Origin of the sequence: Methylocystis sp. H62, from assembly GCF_015709515.1 — a bacterium.
Taxonomy (GTDB): Bacteria; Pseudomonadota; Alphaproteobacteria; order Rhizobiales; family Beijerinckiaceae; genus Methylocystis.
The window spans coordinates 71,432-89,163 of the sequence record NZ_JADNQZ010000055.1 but is presented as its reverse complement, the minus strand read 5'-3'; the positions used below and the strand labels follow the sequence as shown (position 1 = coordinate 89,163).

Sequence of the window (17,732 nt, the reverse complement as noted above, 5' to 3'; positions counted from 1 at the left end):
GCGATGTCAGCTCGCTTTCCGGCGTGTCGCGGCTGTCCGGGTCTTGCGAGGCTGCGCCGCTCGTTTTTTGGCTGCTGCTTTGTCGCTCTGCTCGGAAAGAGCCGCGCTCTCGCGCAGCGCCTCGAGCAGATTGACGACCTTGGCTTCGCGAGCCTTGCGCGGCGGCGCGATCGGCGCGCCTTCCAGTTTCGCTTTTACGAACTCGGCGAGGGCGGCCTCATAGCGGTCTTCGAACGTAGACGGGTCGAAGGCGCCCCGCTTGGTGTCGATAATGTGCTTGGCCAGCTGAAGCATTTCGCCCTGAACTTTAACCTCGGGCACTTCGTCGAACGCCTGTTGCGCCGAGCGCACCTCATAATCGAAGTTCAGCGTGGTCGCGAGGAGCCCGTCGCCAAAAGCGCTGATCAGAACCGTGCGCGCGCGCCTGAAGAGCACTGTCTTCGCGAGGGCTGCGACTTTGTTCTTGCGCATGCCCTCGCGTATCAGAACGAAAAGTTCGTTCGCGTCGCTTTGCGAGGGGAACAGATAATAGGGCTTGTCGAAATAGACGGCGTCGATTTCGCCGCAGTCCACAAATGTTTCGATGGCGAGAGTTTTATCGCCTTTTGGCGTCGCCTGAGCGACTTCCTCCGGTTCAAGAACGACATACTCGTTCTTACCGACTTCATAGCCTTTGACTTGATCGCCGGATTCCACAGGTTCGCCGGTGTCGCTATCGACAAAGGTCCGCCGCACACGGTGGCCGGTGGATCGGTTGATCGTGTGGAACGCGATCCTGTCGGACGTCGACGTCGCCGAGTAGAGCGCCACCGGACAGGTGAGCTCCGCAATCTTTAGAGAGCCCTTCCAGTTCGCTCTCGGCGACAACGCAAACCTCGTACGCTCGCGGGCGGCTGAACGCTCGCCCGCTGATTACGCCTCTGGAGACTTCGTACTGTCAAGCTTTGCTGAGATTTTTGAAGCAATCATCAGTCCGACAGCGGCGCCGATGATCAGATGGAGGTTGGGCGCTACGCGTTCGGCCACTGCTTTCGCCGCCACAGGCGCCATCGAACCGATGGAGGAGCCGATCGAGCGCACCAGATTTCCATCCGGCTTGAACAGCTGATCCATGAAGGGGAGTTGCGCAAAGCTGCTCTGTTCGAGTTCGGCGGCTGGAGCTTGAGTCTCCAGCGAGGCTGAGTCCTTTGTCGCGAGATAGACAACGAGCGCCGCGAACAGAAAGGCTCCGGCGATGACGAGGTTGCCGGCAATCTCTCCCCACGTCCTCATGGCGTAGGCGTGGGCGGCGGCCGTTGCGAAGCCGAGCGCGAGCAGCGCGAGGGTCGCGACGATGGCGAGACGCGACGCGCCTCGCGTCGCGTTCGCGATACTCTCGTCCACCCGATGGAATAGCGGATCCAGCATCATGATCTTGCCCGCTCCAGATTAGCTGCGGCCCTTCCACATGGCCCCGACGAGAAATCCTCCCGCGACGGCAAGCAACAGCGCCGTCACCGGCTGTTCGCGCACCGCGCCTTCGACGGTAGTCTTGAGCCCTTCGCCTGCCGACCTGGCCTTCTCCGCGATTTCCCGCGACTGCTCGCCCACTGTCGTCAAAGCGGCGTCAGCCCTCTCCATGGTTTCGTCGTATTTAGCGCTGACGTCGTCAGCTATGGAGCCGGCCTTTGCGGCGGCGTTCGCCGACGCCTTGGTCACGGCGTCTTGCGCTTCCTGGACCTTGTTCGTGACTTGCGATGTTATGCTCATGCCCGCTTCTCCGCTGTTATTGCCCCGCTGGGCGAATACTGAACTTCCAGATCGGTTGATTGTTCCTCGCCGTGTCCCAACCGGCGCACGCTACTCTGGAAGATTGATCTCGTGCTGAGGGAACACGTGGCTGACGGTCACTGTTCCGGCGATGAGCAGAGGCGTCGCCAGAATTGCGCCGACCGGTCCCCAGAGCCATGTCCAGAACACCAGTCCCAGGAAGACCAGTCCGGGATTGAGAGTCAGTCGGCTGCCGATCACGCTGGGCGATACGACATTGGCCTCTAACGTATCTGCGACGAGAAGAATGAGCGGGGCGACGAGCGCCTGCGAAAGCGATCCGAACGTCGCGAAGCCGACCAGAAACAATGCGACGTAGATCGCGATCGGGCCGACATAAGGGATGAATTCGAGAGCGAAGGCGATGATGCCCCATAGCAGCGGATTTGGAAGGCCGACAGCAAAAGCGGTCACGGCGACGATGAGCGCCAGAACGAGGTTGATGGCGGCCACCACCGCCATATAGCTCTTGAGATCTCGTTCGATGTTGTTCAGAAGCCGCAGCGTGCGCAACCGCGTTTCCTTGTCATCGGAGAAAAAGACGAGGTAGCGGCGCAGCTCCTCTCGTCCGGACAAGGAGAAGAACAAGGCCGCGAGAAATACAATCAACTCGCCGATGGTCGGGGTAAGAAAATTCATCGTTGACTGCAGGACTGCCGCTGCGTCAAAGGAGCCGCCCCCGGTTCTTGCGAATGTGCTTTGCAGCCGCTCCAGCGAAAACGCCGGGCCAAACGCCGATCGCAGCTTATCGCTGAATGAGGCCAACAGTTCGGGCGCGCGACCAACCCAGTCGACGGCGATCGTCGAGCCCTGAACAATCGCTGCATGAATAATCAATAAGGCGCCAAAGACGACTGCAGCTGCAAAAATGCTCGGCGGCAGGCCCCATTTTCGCAGGGTGGTCACCCACGGCCCGAGCATGAAAGCGAGCACGCCTGCCGAAACGATCGGCACCAACAGGGTTTGAGCCAGGCTCATCGCGACGGCGAGCATCAGCACGAACATGCCAATGAGCGCCCATGATGAGATTTTCTGGAGACCGAGCGAGGGTTCCAGCGGCTGGTGTTGGACCGTCTGCGTCGACAAGTTGAGCCCCGGGGAAGCGCGACAATTTCGCGGAGACGTAACGCAACGGCGCTAGCCAATGTTCCACGGCCACCGCGCCCACGCGCCAGCTTGCGGAGGGCAACCGCATTTTACAGTCCCGGAAAGATGTCCTTGCCGTCTTCGGCAAGTTTCGCTTCGCCGATCGATTTTTGAAATTCACCAACGACGATCTGCGCCAGTCCGGTGAGCGTGAGATGGGTCGACTGCGTGGCGAGTCCGAGGGTCAACTTGGTCTTGCCCATGGCCTCGTTCGCATAGCCGCGCATTTGATCGGTTGCGCCCGACTGCACAAGATTGTCGAGCGCCTCCCACATCGAATCCTTCACTTGGGCGACCGAATAGCGGGCCCGAGTTGAGCGCTCCAGATCGACAGCATTTTCCTCCGCGCTCGCTGGTGGATTCGATGCATCGCCAGAACGACATTCTTCATCGGCGCAGATAATGGGGTCCCTGGCATTGTCAGTTAACGCATCCATCGATTCCATGCTCCCAAATCTCAATTCCTGGGCTCGGCCAATGCCGCCCGCCAGGATGAAAACTGATTTGAAGGGTTCTATGTTCCGAGGGTTCGCGCAGTCGCGTATCGCGCAGCTCGAGGCTCGGAGCGGCCGCCAAATAAAAAGCGGCGTAACGAAAATGGCGATGCGCAGTTTACTTGAACGGCTTCTCGACGCCTGGCGGCAATGCGACGTGGAAACCCTGGTTGATCGCCGAAAACATCTGATAAAAACCGGACAGGACGACGAGTTCGATAAACCCTTCGACGCCGAACGCCTTGATCGCTTCGTCCTGAACGCCCTGCGGAATGTTTTGCCAGGACAAGGTCGACGCCAGCACCGCGGTGACGAGATCATAGGGCGACGACGCGACGGCGCCTAAGTCTTCGTCTCTTTCCAGAGCGCTGATCAGCGAGGACGGAACGCCCGCCGCTTCGGCGTGCTGAACATGATCAGCCCATTCGAAGTCGGCCCCGGTCCGACGCGCGACGAACAGCACAACGAACTGATAGACCTCGCGGGGCAGATGGCCCTGGAACTTCAAATAATAGCCGAGGTCCTCGATCTTTTCGCAAAGCTGCGGATGGTTCATCAGTGCGGCGTAGGGACCGCCGAAGCCCGCGCCCTGCGCCTTCCGCCGTTCGACCATGCGGTCGTAGCGCGCACGATCGGCCGGCGACAGCGTTGAAGGATCAAAAGGCAACTGAGCCATCGGCGCGTCCCTTGTCACTCGTGGTAGGAATAGGCCGCAATGGCCTCGGCCCAGTCCTTGACGGGCGTCGTGAAGGCCTTGTCGGCTTTAACGTCGATGAGGCAGGGGCCCACGCCCTGTAAGGCTCTTTCGAAAGCGGCGGCAAGATCGCCCGGAGAGCGCACGGTTTCGGCGCGAGAGCCCAAGGCCTGCGCAAAACCCGCCCAGTCGTGATCCGGCAATCGCGTCAGTTCGTCGGGCGTCGGACCCAGTCCATGCGCGCGCAACCAGACATTGCCAAGCGCGGCATTGTTGATGACGACATAGATCACCGGCAGCTGGTAGCGCGCCGCGGTCGCGATTTCCATGCCGCCCATGCGCATGCATCCATCGCCCGTGACGACCGCCACGCGGCGGTGCGGCTGTGCGCATTGCACGCCGATCGCAGCGCTGATCGCCCAGCCCATGGGGCCGAGATTGGTGGCGGACACATAGGTCTTGGGTTCGTAAGCTTCCCAGTAATGGCCGGCGAAAGCGCGATGTGCGCCGGAATCCACCACAAGAACGCCATCGCGCGGGAACGCCTTTCTCAGCTCGCTGATGACGCGCGCCGGATGAATCGGAGCCGCGTCGCTCTCGCAATTTTCCGGATCCTGCAGGCGAGGTTGAGCGCGGATCTCGGACATCCAAGCCGCGCGTGCGGAGAGCGTCGGCTCGAGAGCCGCGCGCAACTTCTCGCGCTGGTCGAGCAGATAGCCAAGATAGGCGCCGCAGCTGCCAACGATCCCGCCGTCTTGGACATGCGTCCCGATTGCGGAGGGCAGCAAGTTCACGCAGATCGTCTTACTGGGTTTGACTTGGAGCGCCCAGTGCATCGTGTCGCGCTCGTTCAGCCCCGACCCCAAAATGATCAGCAGATCGAGCGAGGGGTCCATCAAGGCGGCGCGGGAGTGGTGCGTCCCGGCGTAGCCGAACACGCCAAGCGAAAGCGGATGGTCCTCGGGGAAGACGCCCTTTCCGCGCAGCGTCGTCGCGACCGGAATGCGCCAGGTCTCGGCGAATTCCTTCAGCGCATGGGCGGCTTTCGAGTGCTCGACGCCCGCGCCGGCCAATATGGCGATCTTGACAGGCGGCTTGCCGCCGGCGGAGCCCAAGAAATGTTGGAGTGACGACTCGGCGGCCGTCATCGACAGCGCGTTGTAGTCGATCAGCGCCCGGTCAATCGGCGTATGGGTGACGGAGATCTCCGCGGCCAGGCAGTCGCCTGGCAGGGAGAGATGTACCGGCGCCGCGGGACGGGTGCGAAGCTGTAGCAGGGCGTGCTCAAACAGATGCGGCATATTCTTCGGATTGTCGATCGAAGAGGAATAGCGCGTCAGCGGCTTCATGATCGCGACGTCGTCCAGCGTCTGGGGGCTTGCGTCCTGAAATACGCCCAAGCCCTCGAGGACAGTCGCCACTTCGCCACTCATCAGAAGAAGCGGCGAGCCATCGGATTGCGCCGTCGCCACCGCGGTGACCGTATTGGTGAGGCCCGGTCCGCCGATGCAGAGCGCGGCGCCGAAATTTCCGCTCGCGCGTGCGTAGCCGTCCGCCATATAGGCGGCGCCGCCCTCTTGCGCCGCCACGATCGGCGTCAGAGCCTCCTGTCGTCCGAAAGCGGGCAGAAAGGGATCCACGAGGCCGCCCGGGACCATAAACACATGGTCGAGTCCTTCGCGCGCCAGCGCTTCGAGGATGAAATCGACCCCTAGGTGCATTCCCAGCTCCATTGACGCGTCAGGCGCGCATGAAAAAAGCGCATTCGCCAGCACTTCATATAGTCGAGCGCAAGCTCGAGGATCAACGGAGGATTTTGACCGCGACAGGCGCGGCGGGAGCAAGCGCCGTCTTGAGGCAAATCGCGAACTCGGCCGTCGCCGGAAGTGAATCCGTGCGACCGAGTTCCTATTTATGCTGTCGGCGCTGCTCGAAGGGGTGCCGAGGCGCTTTTCACATCTTCGGCTAGATGACCAAGGATCTGATCGTTCCCGTCGCAGAGGGCCTCTACTGCCCTCCTGGAAATTTCCACATCGACCCATGGCGCCCGGCGGCTCTGGCGGTGATTACGCACGGCCATTCTGATCACGCGCGATGGGGCAGCGGCGCCTATCTCTGTCACGAGGATTGCGCGCCGATCCTGCGCAGACGACTCGGCGACGTTCGCATCGAGACGCTGCGTTATGGCGAGAGCCGAGACATTGGCGAGGTGCGGCTCTCGCTGCATCCCGCCGGCCATGTCATCGGCTCGGCGCAGGTGCGCATCGAGCGCCGGGGCGAGGTCTGGGTCGCCTCCGGCGACTACAAGCTCGAAGCGGACGGCGTCAGCGCGCCTTTTGAGCCCGTCCCGTGCGACGTCTTCATCACCGAATCGACCTTCGGTCTGCCGATCTATCGCTGGCGCGCGCAAGCCGAAGTGATGGCCGACATCAATTCATGGTGGGCGGAAAATGCGCGCGCGGGACGCGCCAGCGTCATGCAGGCCTACGGGCTCGGCAAAGCGCAACGCCTGCTCAAACATCTCGACGCGAATATAGGACCGATCGTCTGCCACGGCGCGATCGAACCGCTCAATCAGATCCATCGCGATCTCGGCATAGCGCTGCCGCCGACCTTCAACGTCGGCGCGCTCGACAAGGCGGGGCTTTCGCGCTGCTTTGCGCTGGCGCCGCCCCACGCCGTGCAAAGCGGGTGGATTAGACGCTTTGGCGATCATTCGGACGCCTTCGCCAGCGGATGGATGCGGCTGCGCGGCAATCGGCGACGCCGCGGCGTCGATCAAGGCTTCGCGCTTTCCGATCATGCTGACTGGCCGGCTCTGTTGCAGGCGATCGCCGCAACGGGCGCAGAGCGTATTCTTGTCACGCATGGAAGCGGGGAGGCGCTTTCGCGCTATCTGCGCGAAAAAGGATATGACGCGCGGCCGATGGCGACCGAATATGGCGACGAAGAGGGCGAGGCGGAGCCAAACGTCGACGTCGACACAGACGGCGCATGAAGACCTTCGCCACGCTCTTCCGGCGCATCGACGCCGCGACGTCGACGCAGCATAAGAGACAGGCGCTGATCGACTATCTACGCCTTGCGGTCGGCGATCCGGAGCAATACGCCAGCGCCGCCTGGACGGTCTATTTTCTCGCCGGCGGCAAGCCGCGCCAGATGATCTCGACCAAGCTCCTGCGCCAGCTCGCATTGGAGGCGACGGATCTGCCCGAGTGGCTCCTCGACGAGTGCTATCACAGCGTCGGCGATCTCGCCGAGACTTTGGCGCTTTTGCTGCCGCCGCCGACCCGGATGGAAGACGCGCCGCTCGATCTTTGGATGAACGAACGGCTATTGCCCTTGCGCGAGCGTGATGATGCTGCGCGGCAAGCGGCGCTGCGCGAGTGGCTCGACGCCATGCCTTCCGACGATCGCTTGCCGTTTTTCAAGCTCGTCACCGGCGAATTGCGCATCGGAGTTTCGAAGCTGCAAATGACTCAAGCGATCGCCCAGGCGACGGAGCTCGACGCCAAGCTCGTCGCGCAGCGGATGATGGGCTACACGCAGGCGAACCGCGCGCCTCAGGCGCAGGATTTTATCGCGCTCGTTGCGCCAGCCGAAGCAGGCGAAGACGGGCGGCCTCTGCGCGGCCAGCCTTATCCGTTCTTTCTCGCGCACCCGCTTCAGGCGCCACTTTCGGCCTTTCCAGAATTGCTAGGCGCAGTCGACGACTGGCTCGTTGAATGGAAATTCGATGGCATACGCGCGCAGTTCATTCATCGCGCCGGCGAGTGGTGGCTGTGGTCGCGGGGCGAAGAACTCGTCAGCGACAGCTTTCCGGAGCTTGCCGCGCTCGTCGATTTTCTCCCCGACGATATTGTCCTCGATGGCGAGCTCATCGTCGTCGCGCCTCGTTCGGACGCGCGTTCCGCCGTGGACGATCTTAGCGATCTGCGCCCCTTTTCTGAATTGCAGCAGCGTCTCGGACGCAAGGTTCTCACGCCAAAAATGCTGCGCGACAGGCCAGTGGCGCTGATCGCTTATGACCTGCTCGAGAAAGACGGCCACGATCTGCGCGAAAAGCCGCAGAGGGAGCGTCGCGCGCTTCTCGAAGAGGCCGTGTCGCGCACGCATGCCTGCGCGATGCAGGTCGGCGCCGATTTGCCCCTGCGGCTCAGCCCGGCGCTAACGCAACCCGATTGGGAGTCCTTTGCAAGACAGCGCGAGGAGGCCCGGGCGCGCGGCGCCGAAGGCATGATGCTGAAGGCGATGAACGCGCCTTATGGCGTCGGCCGACAGAAGAGCGGCGCCAATCTCTGGTGGAAATGGAAGCTCGATCCAATGAGCGTCGACGCGGTGCTGATCTACGCCGCGCGGGGTCATGGGCGCCGTTCGGGCGTTTACAGCGACTACACATTCGGGGTGTGGAGCGGCCCGCCGGAGCAGACGGACCGCACGCTGCTGCCCTTCGCCAAGGCCTATTCCGGGCTTTCCGACGAGGAGATGCGCAAGGTCGACGCGACGATCAGAAGGACGACGATCGAGAATTTCGGCCCGGTGCGCAGCGTGCGCCCGACCATGGTGTTCGAACTCGGCTTCGAGGGGATCGGCGCCAGCAACCGTCACAAAAGCGGCATCGCCGTGCGATTTCCGCGCATGTTGCGCTGGCGACAGGACAAGCCCGTGGAGGACGCCGATACGATTGAGGCGCTACACGCGCTATTGCCTGGCGGCGGCGCATGAGCGGACGACGCGCCAAGCAGTCCGCCGTGAAGAGCTTACTCGCGAAGCGCGGCTGGAAGTCGTTTCGCTTTCAGCAGGACGTGTGGCGCGAAATAGCAAAGGGACGCAGCGGTCTGCTGCACGCGACGACAGGCGCCGGCAAAACTTTGGCCGTCGCGCTCGGCGCCTGGCAGGCGCTCGCCGAAGATGCGGAAGAGCCGCCACGACTCTGTGTTCTCTGGATCACGCCGATGCGCGCCCTCGCCGCGGACACCGCCAAGGCGCTCAACGAGGCGTTCGACGGTCTCTCCGCGCATGGCCAGCGCTGGACGGTCGGCGTTCGCAGCGGGGATACGGCCTCCGCCGAACGCACCCGGCAGGCGCGCCGTCCGCCCAGCGTGTTGATCACGACGCCGGAGAGCCTGTCGCTCATGCTCTTGCGCGCCGACGCGCGCTACTATCTCGGCGCGATCAGATGCGTGGTCGTCGACGAGTGGCACGAACTCCTCGGCAATAAGCGCGGCGTGCAGACGCAGCTTGCGCTGGCGCGGTTGAAGCGCTGGCGTCCCGATCTGCTGATTTGGGGCATGTCGGCGACGCTTGGCGATCTTGAAGAAGCAAAGCGCATCCTGCTCGGTCCAACCGATGCGCCGCGCGGCGTAATCGTCGCGGGCGGCGTACGAAAAGATATCGTCATCGACACGCTGTTGCCGGAAGATTTCGCGCGCTTTCCCTGGGCCGGGCATCTTGGGATCAAAATGGCGCCGCAGGTGGTCGCGGAGATTGATCGATCTCCGACGTCGCTCATTTTCACCAACACGCGCTCGCAGGCGGAAATCTGGTATCACAATCTCTTGCGCGCCCGACCCGATTGGGCCGGGCTCATTGCGGTGCATCACGGCTCGCTGGCGCGCGAGTCGCGCGATTGGGTTGAGGATGGACTCAAAGCCGGCAAGCTCAAAGCGGTCGTCTGCACGTCGAGTCTCGATCTTGGCGTCGATTTTCTTCCCGTCGAACGCATCCTGCAGGTCGGGTCGCCCAAGGGCGTCGCGCGCCTTCTGCAGCGCGCCGGCCGCAGCGGCCATGCTCCCGGTCGCACGTCGCGCATCACGCTTGTGCCGAGCCATGCGCTCGAGCTTGTCGAATCGTCGGCCGTGCAGCAGGCGGTGCGGGACGGCCGCATCGAAAGCCGCCGCACGCCGAATGCGCCGCTCGACGTTCTGGTGCAGCATCTCGTCACCATCGGACTGGGCGGCGGCTTCAGGCCTGACGAATTGCTCGCGGAAATTCGATCGACGGCGGCCTATGAACATCTTTCCGAAGAGAATTGGCGCTGGTGTCTCGACTTCGTGAGCGGCGGCGGACCAAGTCTTTCCGCCTATCCCGAATATCGCCGCTGCGGTCCTGACGCTGACGGCGTGTGGCGGGTCGCCAGCAAGCAGATCGCTCTGCGCCATCGACTCAACATCGGGACGATCACGGCGGACGCGAGCGTCCTCGTTCAATACGGACCCGCGCCGCCGGGTCAGAAGCTCGGCGTCGTGGAGGAAAGCTTTATCGCGCGACTCAAGCCAGGCGACAGCTTTTGGTTTGCGGGTCGGATTCTCGAATTCGTGCGGCTTCGCGAACTCATCGCCTATGTGCGGCCGGCGAAAGCGCGCAGCGGCGCCGTTCCGCGCTGGGACGGCGGGCGAATGCCGCTTTCGACGACTTTGGCGGACGCCATGGTGGAGCAATTGCAGCGCGCGGCCGAGGGGCGTTATGACACGCCGGAGCTGCGGGCGGCCGAGAAAATGCTGAGATTGCAAGCGCGCTGGTCGCATCTGCCGACGCCGACGACGCTGCTTGCCGAAACATTGAAAAGCCGCGACGGCTGGCATTTGTTCCTCTATCCCTTTGCGGGCCTGAATGCGCATATCGGCATGGCGAGCCTCATCGCCTGGCGGGCGGCGCAGAAATCCGCCAGCACGTTCTCGATCGCCGTGAATGATTACGGCTTCGAGCTTTTGAGCGCCGACCCGCGCGACTGGGGCGCCATGCTGCCGGAACTGATTGCGCCGCGCGCCATTCATGACCTGACGCATGAAACGCTCGCGAGCCTGAACGCAGCGGAGCTGGCGCGCCGGCGTTTTCGCGACATCGCGCAGATCGCCGGTCTCGTCGTGACCACCTATCCCGGGCATCATAAGAGCCTGCGCCAGTTGCAGGCGTCGTCCAGCCTGTTCTACGACGTGTTTCGCAAATTCGATCCCGAAAATGGGTTGCTGCGCCAGGCCGAACGTGAAGTCTTGGAAGACGCGCTCGACATCGCGCGCCTTGCCGAGAGCTTCGAGCGGCTGCAAAATAGAGAGTTCGTCCATGTCGCGCTGCAGCGCTGCTCGCCGCTCGCCTTTCCGCTGATGGTCGAGAGAATGCGCGAGCGCCTCAGCAATGAAACGCTCGCGACGCGCATCGAGCGTATGATTTCGCAGTTGGAGCGCGCCGCGGACAAATGTTAGAACCTGACGATACTTTGCGGGGTGAAGGCGCGGGCCTCGTCTCCTCTCACCAGCATCGCGGCGTCGTTTTGCTGCCGCAGCGCGCCGTCTGGCGCGTTGAGACGCGCACGCTGTTCATCGCCGACGCGCATCTTGGCAAGGCGGCGACATTTCGCGCGCTCGGCCAGCCCGCGCCAAAGGGAACGACGCGCGACAATCTCGACCGGCTCGACGCGCTCATAGATCGATTCAATCCTATCCGGCTCGTTTTTCTCGGCGATTTGTTTCACGCCCGGCAGGCGCATTCGCCGGGAGTGGCGGCCGCCTTTCTCGATTGGCGCAGGCGCCACGCTGCATTGCGCCTCACGCTCGTGCGCGGCAATCATGATCGGCGCGCCGGTGATCCGTCGGAACAGTTCGGAATCGAGCTTGTTGACGAGCCCTACGACGCAGAAGGGATTGTCGCACGTCACCACCCGCTTGCGTCCGACGAATGCGAAGGGCAGGGGGCGACCATTCTTGCGGGGCACCTTCACCCCTGTGTCCGGATGAGCGGGGCGGCGCGCGACAGCGTTCGTCTTCCTTGCTTTGTGCTGCAGGAGCGACAGATCGTGCTCCCGGCCTTCGGCGCCTTCACGGGCGGGGCTCTGGTGCGTGGGCGCGGCGCAAAGACCTGCGCGATCGTCGACGAACGACTGCTCGTCGCAGACTAGCTGCGCGTTGCATGAAGCGTCGCGACAGGTGGGGAAGGCAGGCGAGCGAGCAATTCGATCTCGTTTCCCAGCAGGCCAAGCGCATTCACTTTGGCGTAATCCGCCGCGATCAGCCGCTCTCCAATGTCGCGTCGGTAACGCATATTGGGAATGTGCACGCGCTCGATCAGCCGATAAGCGTCGCGGCGCGCGCTTTGGATCGTTCCCCCGCAGCCCGTCGCCACCATCGTCCAGCCATAGGCGCCGGCGGTAACGAGCTGCCCATTGTCGAGGGCCACTTCGCAATAGTGCAGATTTTCTTGGTCCTCGCGCGGCAATGCGCCTTCAAACAGGATCGGCATGCCGATCGGCTCTTCCGCCTGTCGTCGCGAATAGGGGAAAGGCGGCACGGTTAGGACGACTCCGACCGAGAACCCGTCATCGACGTCCAGATGATCCCTGTCGCGGCGGACCATCGCCTGAAACAATTCCGCCCAGGACGTTCGCTGTAACGGCGACAGAATGGCGAAGCCCGGATAGCCGAATCTGCAAGTGAACTCGAGCGGCCAAATACCCTGGTCATTGACGATGGTGTTGAGGTTCACATAGCCGCGATGGCCGTGACGCCTGAGCAAAGGCTCGATCTTTGCCAAAGTTTTCTCAAAGAAGAGGGTCGAGTTCTCATACGTAGCGACCGTGCCCATTTCTCCCGTCAGCTCTCCAAGGTCGCCCGGGAAGAAGCGCTTGTGCTCCCAGTCGAGACAGGCAGGCCGCAAAAACTTCTCCCCGTCGAAATAAGCGCCGACGCCCATCTCGACGCCATCTATAAAATCCATCAGGACGAAGCCGGCTGCGTCCGCAGGACTGTCGGGCAGATTTTGCAGCAGCGCGGAAATGTCGCGTCCATCGGCGAGACCGCCGGCGAAGTTGCGATGCGCCAAATCGGGCGAATTGAATTTCAGGACATATCGACTGGGGCGCTCGCGAAGGAAGCGCAAGCCATCCTGCCTGTTCAAAAAGTGGCGGGTCGCTGCGGTTGAGAGGCCGAGCTCGGCGAGAAGGCTCTGCGCATAGGCCCGGTCGATTTCGAGCCGGTCGCCGAAGGCGCTTCCGCCGATGACATTGAATCCATCTTTGCGCAACGCGTCCTGCAAATCGCCGAATGACACGTTTTCGAATAGAATGATTCCCTCGTCCCCGGCGCTCTTCACCCATTGCAGTTCCGAACGCCAATCGTCGGTCTTGGCGATCATGCCGTTCAGAATGTTCTGGCAAAGCGGCGCGTCGATGAAGACCTTGACCTCATGTCCTTCCGCCGAAAGTCGAAGATAGAGCGCGGAGAGGTCGCAGTAGTTCCCAATCCCCAGAACCCGCATGGACGCTCCTAGGCCGCTTCACGCGGCGACTCCATCTGCAGCCGGAAATGACGACGGTAGCGCTCGAAGCATCGCGCGCCATGCCAAAGCCGAAGAACGGCGCCTTCGCCGATCGCCTGCGCGCGGCGCGGATCCTCTACGACGAGAGGGCGCAGAACTTCGCGATTCCAGGCCTCGGAATGTTTGACGTCAAGAATCGCATGCAGCGAAAAATATTGACGCTGCTTGCCGGGAACCTTGAGTCGCCGCAGTCCACGCTCGACTTGGATCGCGCGCCCCGGCGCCGTCATCTCGATCGCGCCAAGCGCGCCGATCGAATGGAAGGCGAAGCGACGATTGCTGGCGAGCGCCACCATCATATTGCCGAGCGCGAGCGACTCGGGGCAGACGCGCTCCGGCTGCGCGTCGACGCCGAAATAGGCGGCGAGCCGCGTCAGCATCGGACCGTGCATGCCCTGCGCATTGCCTCGCCCCATTTCGTCCCAGTAATTTCGCGCCATTTCGAGCTTGGGGGTCTGCGGCATCTTGATTTGGGTGAGCGCGACGAGATCGTCGAACCCCGCTTCGCCGGAGACTTCCTGCTCAAGGAACCATTTCATCTCCTCGAAGCTCGCCAGTCGCTCAAGCCAAGGGAACAGCGGATCGTTTTGGCCTGGCCCGTTCACGGCGAGACGCTCATACCAGGTCAGAAAGGCGTCGGCCTCGCTCGGAATGTTCGCGACGAAGGGCGCGATCGCCGCACGAGCGCTCTCGACATAGGCGATCTCCGCTTCGGCGAGCACGGCGCGCGCAAGCACGTCAGCGCGCCAGTCGCCGGAGGGCGTTAACGGCTCAAGCCGGGCGGCATTTCGTCGGCAGAGTTCTCTCTGGAAGCGCTCAAAGGCCACGCCGTTTTGCGCCGGAGCCAGAGCGATCCAATCAGGGTCACGCATATGTCAGCCTTCTTTTTTTATGTTGAGGAAGACTGCGGCGATGCGGTCAACATTGTCGTAGGCGGAGCGCTCCAGCTCTTCGCCGAAGACGTCGGGGTCGACCTCCTCGTAATCGAAGGTCACCGGCGAAGCGTCGAGGACTGGCGTCACGGCGGCAAGGAACTGGTCCACGCCGCCGACAATCGGCGATCCGGTATAGAGCAGCAGCCTTCCGCTTTCCGTTAGATGTGGGATGCCCTCCCGCACAATATCGACGGAAAGGGCGATGCCGAACTCGCCGCCCCCATGGCGATAAAGACGTTGGTAGTCATCGACGAGATAGGGCGGATTAGCGATGATGTAGTCGAACGGGCCGCCGGCGTTCTGGAAGAGATCGCTGTGAACAGCCTGTGTGCGCTTTATTCCGTTCAATGCAGCATTGATGCGCGCATATCGCACCGCTTGGGGATTGATGTCGGCGAGCAGCAGCTCGACGCCGGGTCTCATCAGGCTCGCGGCGAAAATCCCGCCGGCGCCGCTGCCGCACCCGATGTCGACGAGACGGCGGGGCGCCGAGGCTGAGAGAGGCTGCGAATTGAGGATCGATTCGACGCAGCGCGCGAAACGGTAAGTGTCAGGTCCGAAAAAAACTGAATCGGCGGCGTCCGTGGGAAAGGCCGAGTGCGCGAAGAGCTGGTTCTTGAGAGTCGAGAAGCGCACCTTGCTGCGCAAGACGCCATTGCAGTGCGCCAGCGCCTTCGCCTCCGCAAGAGTGCGTAACACCGGCGCCGGCAGATCGCTCGCAGAAAACGGCAGACTCCAACCGAATGCGCGCGTCAAATTCGAACCGACCACCGCTGGCCGTTGCACGATGCGGCTATGGGTCAGCGGCGTCGTGGTGGTGAAGCGGTAGTTCTGGTCCCGTAAGAACGCGCCCAACCATAGCAAGGCCTCGTCCGCGACGCTCAGACCCTGGCGAGAAGCGGTCGGCGGCCCACTGGCCGTCTCGTCGGAGCAGAGATCCAGTTGCATCAATCGCCAACGCCCCCGGCGCCAAGAGAGGTCTCAACTCACGGCGATGGCGATAGTTCCGATAGGTTTGCGCTTGCGCCAAAGTTGGATCGCCAGGCGCGCGGGAAGCGCGAGAGCGTGTAGCTCATTCGCTAACTAACTCTTGGCGTCGATCGCGCGCAGTTCTCCCAGTGGGAGCGTATCGGCGTCGTCTTTGAGGTCGACGCCGGTCAGCTGGCGTCGGCGCGCCTCATGGCAAAGATAAAGCAGTTTTCGTGCGGCGTCGGCGTAGGAAAGCCCTTGCGGACGGATATTCGAGAGGCAGTTGCGCTCGGCGTCGGTGCGGCCGACGCGCGGCGCAAATGTGAGATAGACGCCCATGCTGTCGGGCGAGGAGAGGCCCGGCCGCTCGCCGATGAGAACCGCCGCGAGCCTTGCCCCCAGCGTTTCGCCGATGTCGTCGCCGAGCGCCACGCGCCCCTGTTCGGCGAGAACGATCGGCGCGATGTTCCACGATGTTCGATCGAGGGATTGTAGCGCTTTTTCGAGCACGGGAAGCGCGTGCCGGGCGATGGCGCGGGCGGACAGTCCTTCGGCGATGACGAACGCAAGGTCGTAGTCGCCCGCGAGGGCTTTGAGTCGCTGGCGGGAATCGTCGTCGAGTTTTCGACCGAGGTCGGGACGCAACAGAAAGCTTCGCCGATCGCGCGCGGCGCTCTTCACGCGGATGGCCGTCAGCCCGCGCGAGGTCAGCTCGTCGAAGAGCCGGTCGGCGTCGAGTCGCTCTTCCACCGCATCCCGCGCCTCGGCATGCGCCAGCTGGAAATCCAGCGTAGCGCGCGTCGTCAGCGCCGCTCCGGCGCGCGGCAGGAAAATTCTCGCCGGCGTCGCCGAACGGAGGATCGCAATCTTGTCGAGAGGCGTCGGGCGATCGTCGGCCATCCTCAGGCTCTTTCGAGAAGCGGCGCAAAGGATGCAGGCAGCGCCGGCGCCTGCAATTCGCCGTGCGCGTCCGTCAAACCGACGTCAGCGAGCCATTGCGCAAATTCGGGAGCGGGCGCCAGATTCAGCATGCGCCGAACGGCAAGGACGTCATGATAGGAGGTGCTTTGATAATTCAGCATGACGTCGTCTGCGCCAGGAACGCCCATGACGTAATTGACGCCGGCGACGGCGAGCAGCGTTAGCAGATCGTCCATATCGTTCTGGTCGGCTTCGGCGTGATTCGTGTAACACACGTCGCAGCCCATCGGCAGTCCGAGCAGCTTGCCGCAGAAATGGTCTTCGAGCGCCGCCCGCGTGATCTGCTTGCCGTCGAAGAGATATTCCGGGCCGATAAACCCGACGACCGTATTGACCAGCAGAGGATCGAGCACCCGCGCGACGCCATAGGCGCGGGCTTCCAGCGTCTGTTGATCGCAATTCCAGTGGGCATTGGCCGAAAGCGCGCTGCCCTGGCCAGTCTCGAAATACATGACATTGTCGCCGATTGTGCCCCGCCTTAAGGCAAGCGCCGCTTCGCGCGACTCGCGCAATAGGGCGATGTCTATCCCGAAGCTTGAATTGGCGGCTTGCGTGCCGCCGATCGATTGAAACACCAGATCGACGGGCGCGCGTCGCTCCATCAGCTGCAGCGTCGTGGTGACATGGGCCAGCACGCAGGATTGCGTCGGAATGCTGAGAGTCTCGCGCAGTTCATCGAGAAGGCTCAGGAGTTCGTAGCACTGCTCCGGACTGTCGGACGCGGGATTGACGCCGATGACTGCGTCGCCATTGCCGAGCAGAAGCCCGTCGATGGCGCTTGCGAGGACGCCGCGCGCATCATCGGTCGGATGGTTGGGCTGAATGCGCGACGACAGCCGCCCGCGCAGGCCGAGCGTGTTACGAAATTTCGTGACGACGCGCCGCTTGGCGGCGATCAGGATCAGGTCCTGGTTGCGGCAGAGCTTCGAGACTGCCGCGGCCATTTCCGGCGTCAGTCCGAAGGTCAAGGCGGCGAGCGCATGCTCATCGACGGCGTCGGAGAGAAGCCAGTCGCGAAAGTCGCCGACGGTCAGCGAGGCGATCGGCGCAAAGGCGTTGTGGTCATGGCCGTCGAGGATCAGTCGCGTGACCTCGTCCTCTTCATAGGGGACAAGCGCTTCGTTCAAGAACACGCTCAAGGGCAGATCGGCGAGGGCCATCTGCGCAGCGACGCGTTCCGCGGCGCTCGTCGCCGCAATGCCGGCGAGGCAGTCTCCGGAACGCAAGGGGGTCGCCTTGGCCATCAGCGTTTTAAGGTCTGGAAACCTGTAGCTCGTTCCACGTATCGTCGTTGCATACATGGCCAGACCTCGAAGGACCTTCTCACAGGCTATGGCGCCCCAGCGGACATGTCACTGTCCGCGCGTAAGGTTTTCCCCAAGGCCCTTCGTAGCC

Annotated in this window: 16 protein-coding genes; 4 read left to right on the top strand and 12 right to left on the bottom strand. The window is 62.8% G+C overall.

What is annotated here, in order from left to right:
* Positions 1-6: 6 nt before the first annotated feature.
* The 7 genes from IYY11_RS13355 to IYY11_RS13325 form a co-directional block, all read right to left on the bottom strand.
* The gene (locus IYY11_RS13355; RefSeq protein ID WP_196404301.1) at positions 7-867 is read right to left on the bottom strand and encodes a Ku protein; all 861 of its coding nucleotides are present in this window, start codon (positions 865-867) and stop codon (positions 7-9) included.
* A gap of 45 nt (positions 868-912) precedes the next feature.
* Positions 913-1,410 (bottom strand): hypothetical protein, encoded by a 498-nt coding sequence (locus tag IYY11_RS13350; protein ID WP_196404300.1) that lies wholly within the window; start codon positions 1,408-1,410, stop codon positions 913-915.
* 18 nt (positions 1,411-1,428) lie between these two features.
* On the bottom strand, positions 1,429-1,749 hold the full coding sequence (locus IYY11_RS13345; protein ID WP_196404299.1) for a hypothetical protein: 321 nt from the start codon (positions 1,747-1,749) through the stop codon (positions 1,429-1,431).
* A gap of 90 nt (positions 1,750-1,839) precedes the next feature.
* A complete protein-coding gene (locus IYY11_RS13340; protein WP_196404298.1) occupies positions 1,840-2,895 on the bottom strand; it encodes an AI-2E family transporter in 1,056 nt (351 codons plus the stop codon).
* Positions 2,896-3,005: 110 nt separating this feature from the next.
* Complete coding sequence (locus tag IYY11_RS22435) at positions 3,006-3,392, bottom strand: hypothetical protein (protein WP_210331353.1); 387 nt, start codon at positions 3,390-3,392, stop codon at positions 3,006-3,008.
* A 175-nt stretch (positions 3,393-3,567) separates the two neighbouring features.
* A complete protein-coding gene (locus IYY11_RS13330; RefSeq protein WP_196404297.1) occupies positions 3,568-4,125 on the bottom strand; it encodes a carboxymuconolactone decarboxylase in 558 nt (185 codons plus the stop codon).
* Between the two features lie 14 nt (positions 4,126-4,139).
* Positions 4,140-5,864 (bottom strand): thiamine pyrophosphate-binding protein, encoded by a 1,725-nt coding sequence (locus IYY11_RS13325; RefSeq protein WP_246719951.1) that lies wholly within the window; start codon positions 5,862-5,864, stop codon positions 4,140-4,142.
* 248 nt (positions 5,865-6,112) lie between these two features.
* On the opposite strand from IYY11_RS13325, the gene IYY11_RS13320 reads away from it, so the two are divergent.
* The 4 genes from IYY11_RS13320 to pdeM are packed head-to-tail and all read left to right on the top strand — an operon-like array spanning position 6,113 to position 12,037.
* Complete coding sequence (locus IYY11_RS13320) at positions 6,113-7,141, top strand: ligase-associated DNA damage response exonuclease (protein WP_196404295.1); 1,029 nt, start codon at positions 6,113-6,115, stop codon at positions 7,139-7,141.
* Positions 7,138-8,868: an ATP-dependent DNA ligase gene (locus tag IYY11_RS13315; RefSeq protein ID WP_196404294.1), complete on the top strand. Its 1,731-nt coding sequence runs from the start codon at positions 7,138-7,140 to the stop codon at positions 8,866-8,868. The genes IYY11_RS13320 and IYY11_RS13315 overlap by 4 nt, the downstream gene beginning before the upstream one ends.
* A complete protein-coding gene (locus tag IYY11_RS13310; protein WP_196404293.1) occupies positions 8,865-11,345 on the top strand; it encodes a ligase-associated DNA damage response DEXH box helicase in 2,481 nt (826 codons plus the stop codon). Before IYY11_RS13315 ends, IYY11_RS13310 begins: the two co-directional genes overlap by 4 nt.
* On the top strand, positions 11,339-12,037 hold the full coding sequence (gene pdeM / locus IYY11_RS13305; protein ID WP_196404292.1) for a ligase-associated DNA damage response endonuclease PdeM: 699 nt from the start codon (positions 11,339-11,341) through the stop codon (positions 12,035-12,037). The genes IYY11_RS13310 and pdeM overlap by 7 nt, the downstream gene beginning before the upstream one ends.
* Here pdeM and IYY11_RS13300 read toward each other — a convergent pair.
* The 5 genes from IYY11_RS13300 to IYY11_RS13280 form a co-directional block, all read right to left on the bottom strand.
* Positions 12,034-13,392, bottom strand: coding sequence for a phosphoribosylglycinamide synthetase C domain-containing protein (locus IYY11_RS13300; RefSeq protein ID WP_196404291.1), 1,359 nt, complete (start codon positions 13,390-13,392; stop codon positions 12,034-12,036). The two genes, pdeM and IYY11_RS13300, sit on opposite strands and share 4 nt — an antisense overlap.
* Positions 13,393-13,400: 8 nt before the next feature.
* Positions 13,401-14,324: an iron-containing redox enzyme family protein gene (locus tag IYY11_RS13295; protein ID WP_196404290.1), complete on the bottom strand. Its 924-nt coding sequence runs from the start codon at positions 14,322-14,324 to the stop codon at positions 13,401-13,403.
* 3 nt (positions 14,325-14,327) lie between these two features.
* Positions 14,328-15,335 carry a class I SAM-dependent methyltransferase gene (locus IYY11_RS13290; protein ID WP_196404289.1) on the bottom strand — a complete coding sequence of 336 codons (1,008 nt, stop codon included), beginning with the start codon at positions 15,333-15,335 and terminating at the stop codon, positions 14,328-14,330.
* Positions 15,336-15,470: 135 nt separating this feature from the next.
* Positions 15,471-16,256 carry an ethanolamine ammonia-lyase subunit EutC gene (eutC, locus tag IYY11_RS13285; protein ID WP_196404288.1) on the bottom strand — a complete coding sequence of 262 codons (786 nt, stop codon included), beginning with the start codon at positions 16,254-16,256 and terminating at the stop codon, positions 15,471-15,473.
* Positions 16,257-16,258: 2 nt separating this feature from the next.
* Positions 16,259-17,638, bottom strand: coding sequence for an ethanolamine ammonia-lyase subunit EutB (locus tag IYY11_RS13280; protein ID WP_196404287.1), 1,380 nt, complete (start codon positions 17,636-17,638; stop codon positions 16,259-16,261).
* Between the last annotated feature and the right edge of the window lie 94 nt (positions 17,639-17,732).

What these genes read in the sequence shown, in the direction of transcription:
- IYY11_RS13350 (WP_196404300.1), bottom strand. Translation starts at nt 1,410, where the DNA reads ATGATGCTGGATCCGCTATTCCATCGGGTGGACGAGAGTATCGCGAAC.
- IYY11_RS13345 (WP_196404299.1), bottom strand. Translation starts at nt 1,749, where the DNA reads ATGAGCATAACATCGCAAGTCACGAACAAGGTCCAGGAAGCGCAAGAC.
- IYY11_RS22435 (WP_210331353.1), bottom strand. Translation starts at nt 3,392, where the DNA reads ATGGATGCGTTAACTGACAATGCCAGGGACCCCATTATCTGCGCCGAT.
- IYY11_RS13330 (WP_196404297.1), bottom strand. Translation starts at nt 4,125, where the DNA reads ATGGCTCAGTTGCCTTTTGATCCTTCAACGCTGTCGCCGGCCGATCGT.
- IYY11_RS13325 (WP_246719951.1), bottom strand. Translation starts at nt 5,864, where the DNA reads ATGCACCTAGGGGTCGATTTCATCCTCGAAGCGCTGGCGCGCGAAGGA.
- IYY11_RS13320 (WP_196404295.1), top strand. Translation starts at nt 6,113, where the DNA reads ATGACCAAGGATCTGATCGTTCCCGTCGCAGAGGGCCTCTACTGCCCT.
- IYY11_RS13315 (WP_196404294.1), top strand. Translation starts at nt 7,138, where the DNA reads ATGAAGACCTTCGCCACGCTCTTCCGGCGCATCGACGCCGCGACGTCG.
- IYY11_RS13310 (WP_196404293.1), top strand. Translation starts at nt 8,865, where the DNA reads ATGAGCGGACGACGCGCCAAGCAGTCCGCCGTGAAGAGCTTACTCGCG.
- pdeM (WP_196404292.1), top strand. Translation starts at nt 11,339, where the DNA reads ATGTTAGAACCTGACGATACTTTGCGGGGTGAAGGCGCGGGCCTCGTC.
- IYY11_RS13300 (WP_196404291.1), bottom strand. Translation starts at nt 13,392, where the DNA reads ATGCGGGTTCTGGGGATTGGGAACTACTGCGACCTCTCCGCGCTCTAT.
- IYY11_RS13295 (WP_196404290.1), bottom strand. Translation starts at nt 14,324, where the DNA reads ATGCGTGACCCTGATTGGATCGCTCTGGCTCCGGCGCAAAACGGCGTG.
- IYY11_RS13290 (WP_196404289.1), bottom strand. Translation starts at nt 15,335, where the DNA reads ATGCAACTGGATCTCTGCTCCGACGAGACGGCCAGTGGGCCGCCGACC.
- eutC (WP_196404288.1), bottom strand. Translation starts at nt 16,256, where the DNA reads ATGGCCGACGATCGCCCGACGCCTCTCGACAAGATTGCGATCCTCCGT.
- IYY11_RS13280 (WP_196404287.1), bottom strand. Translation starts at nt 17,638, where the DNA reads ATGTATGCAACGACGATACGTGGAACGAGCTACAGGTTTCCAGACCTT.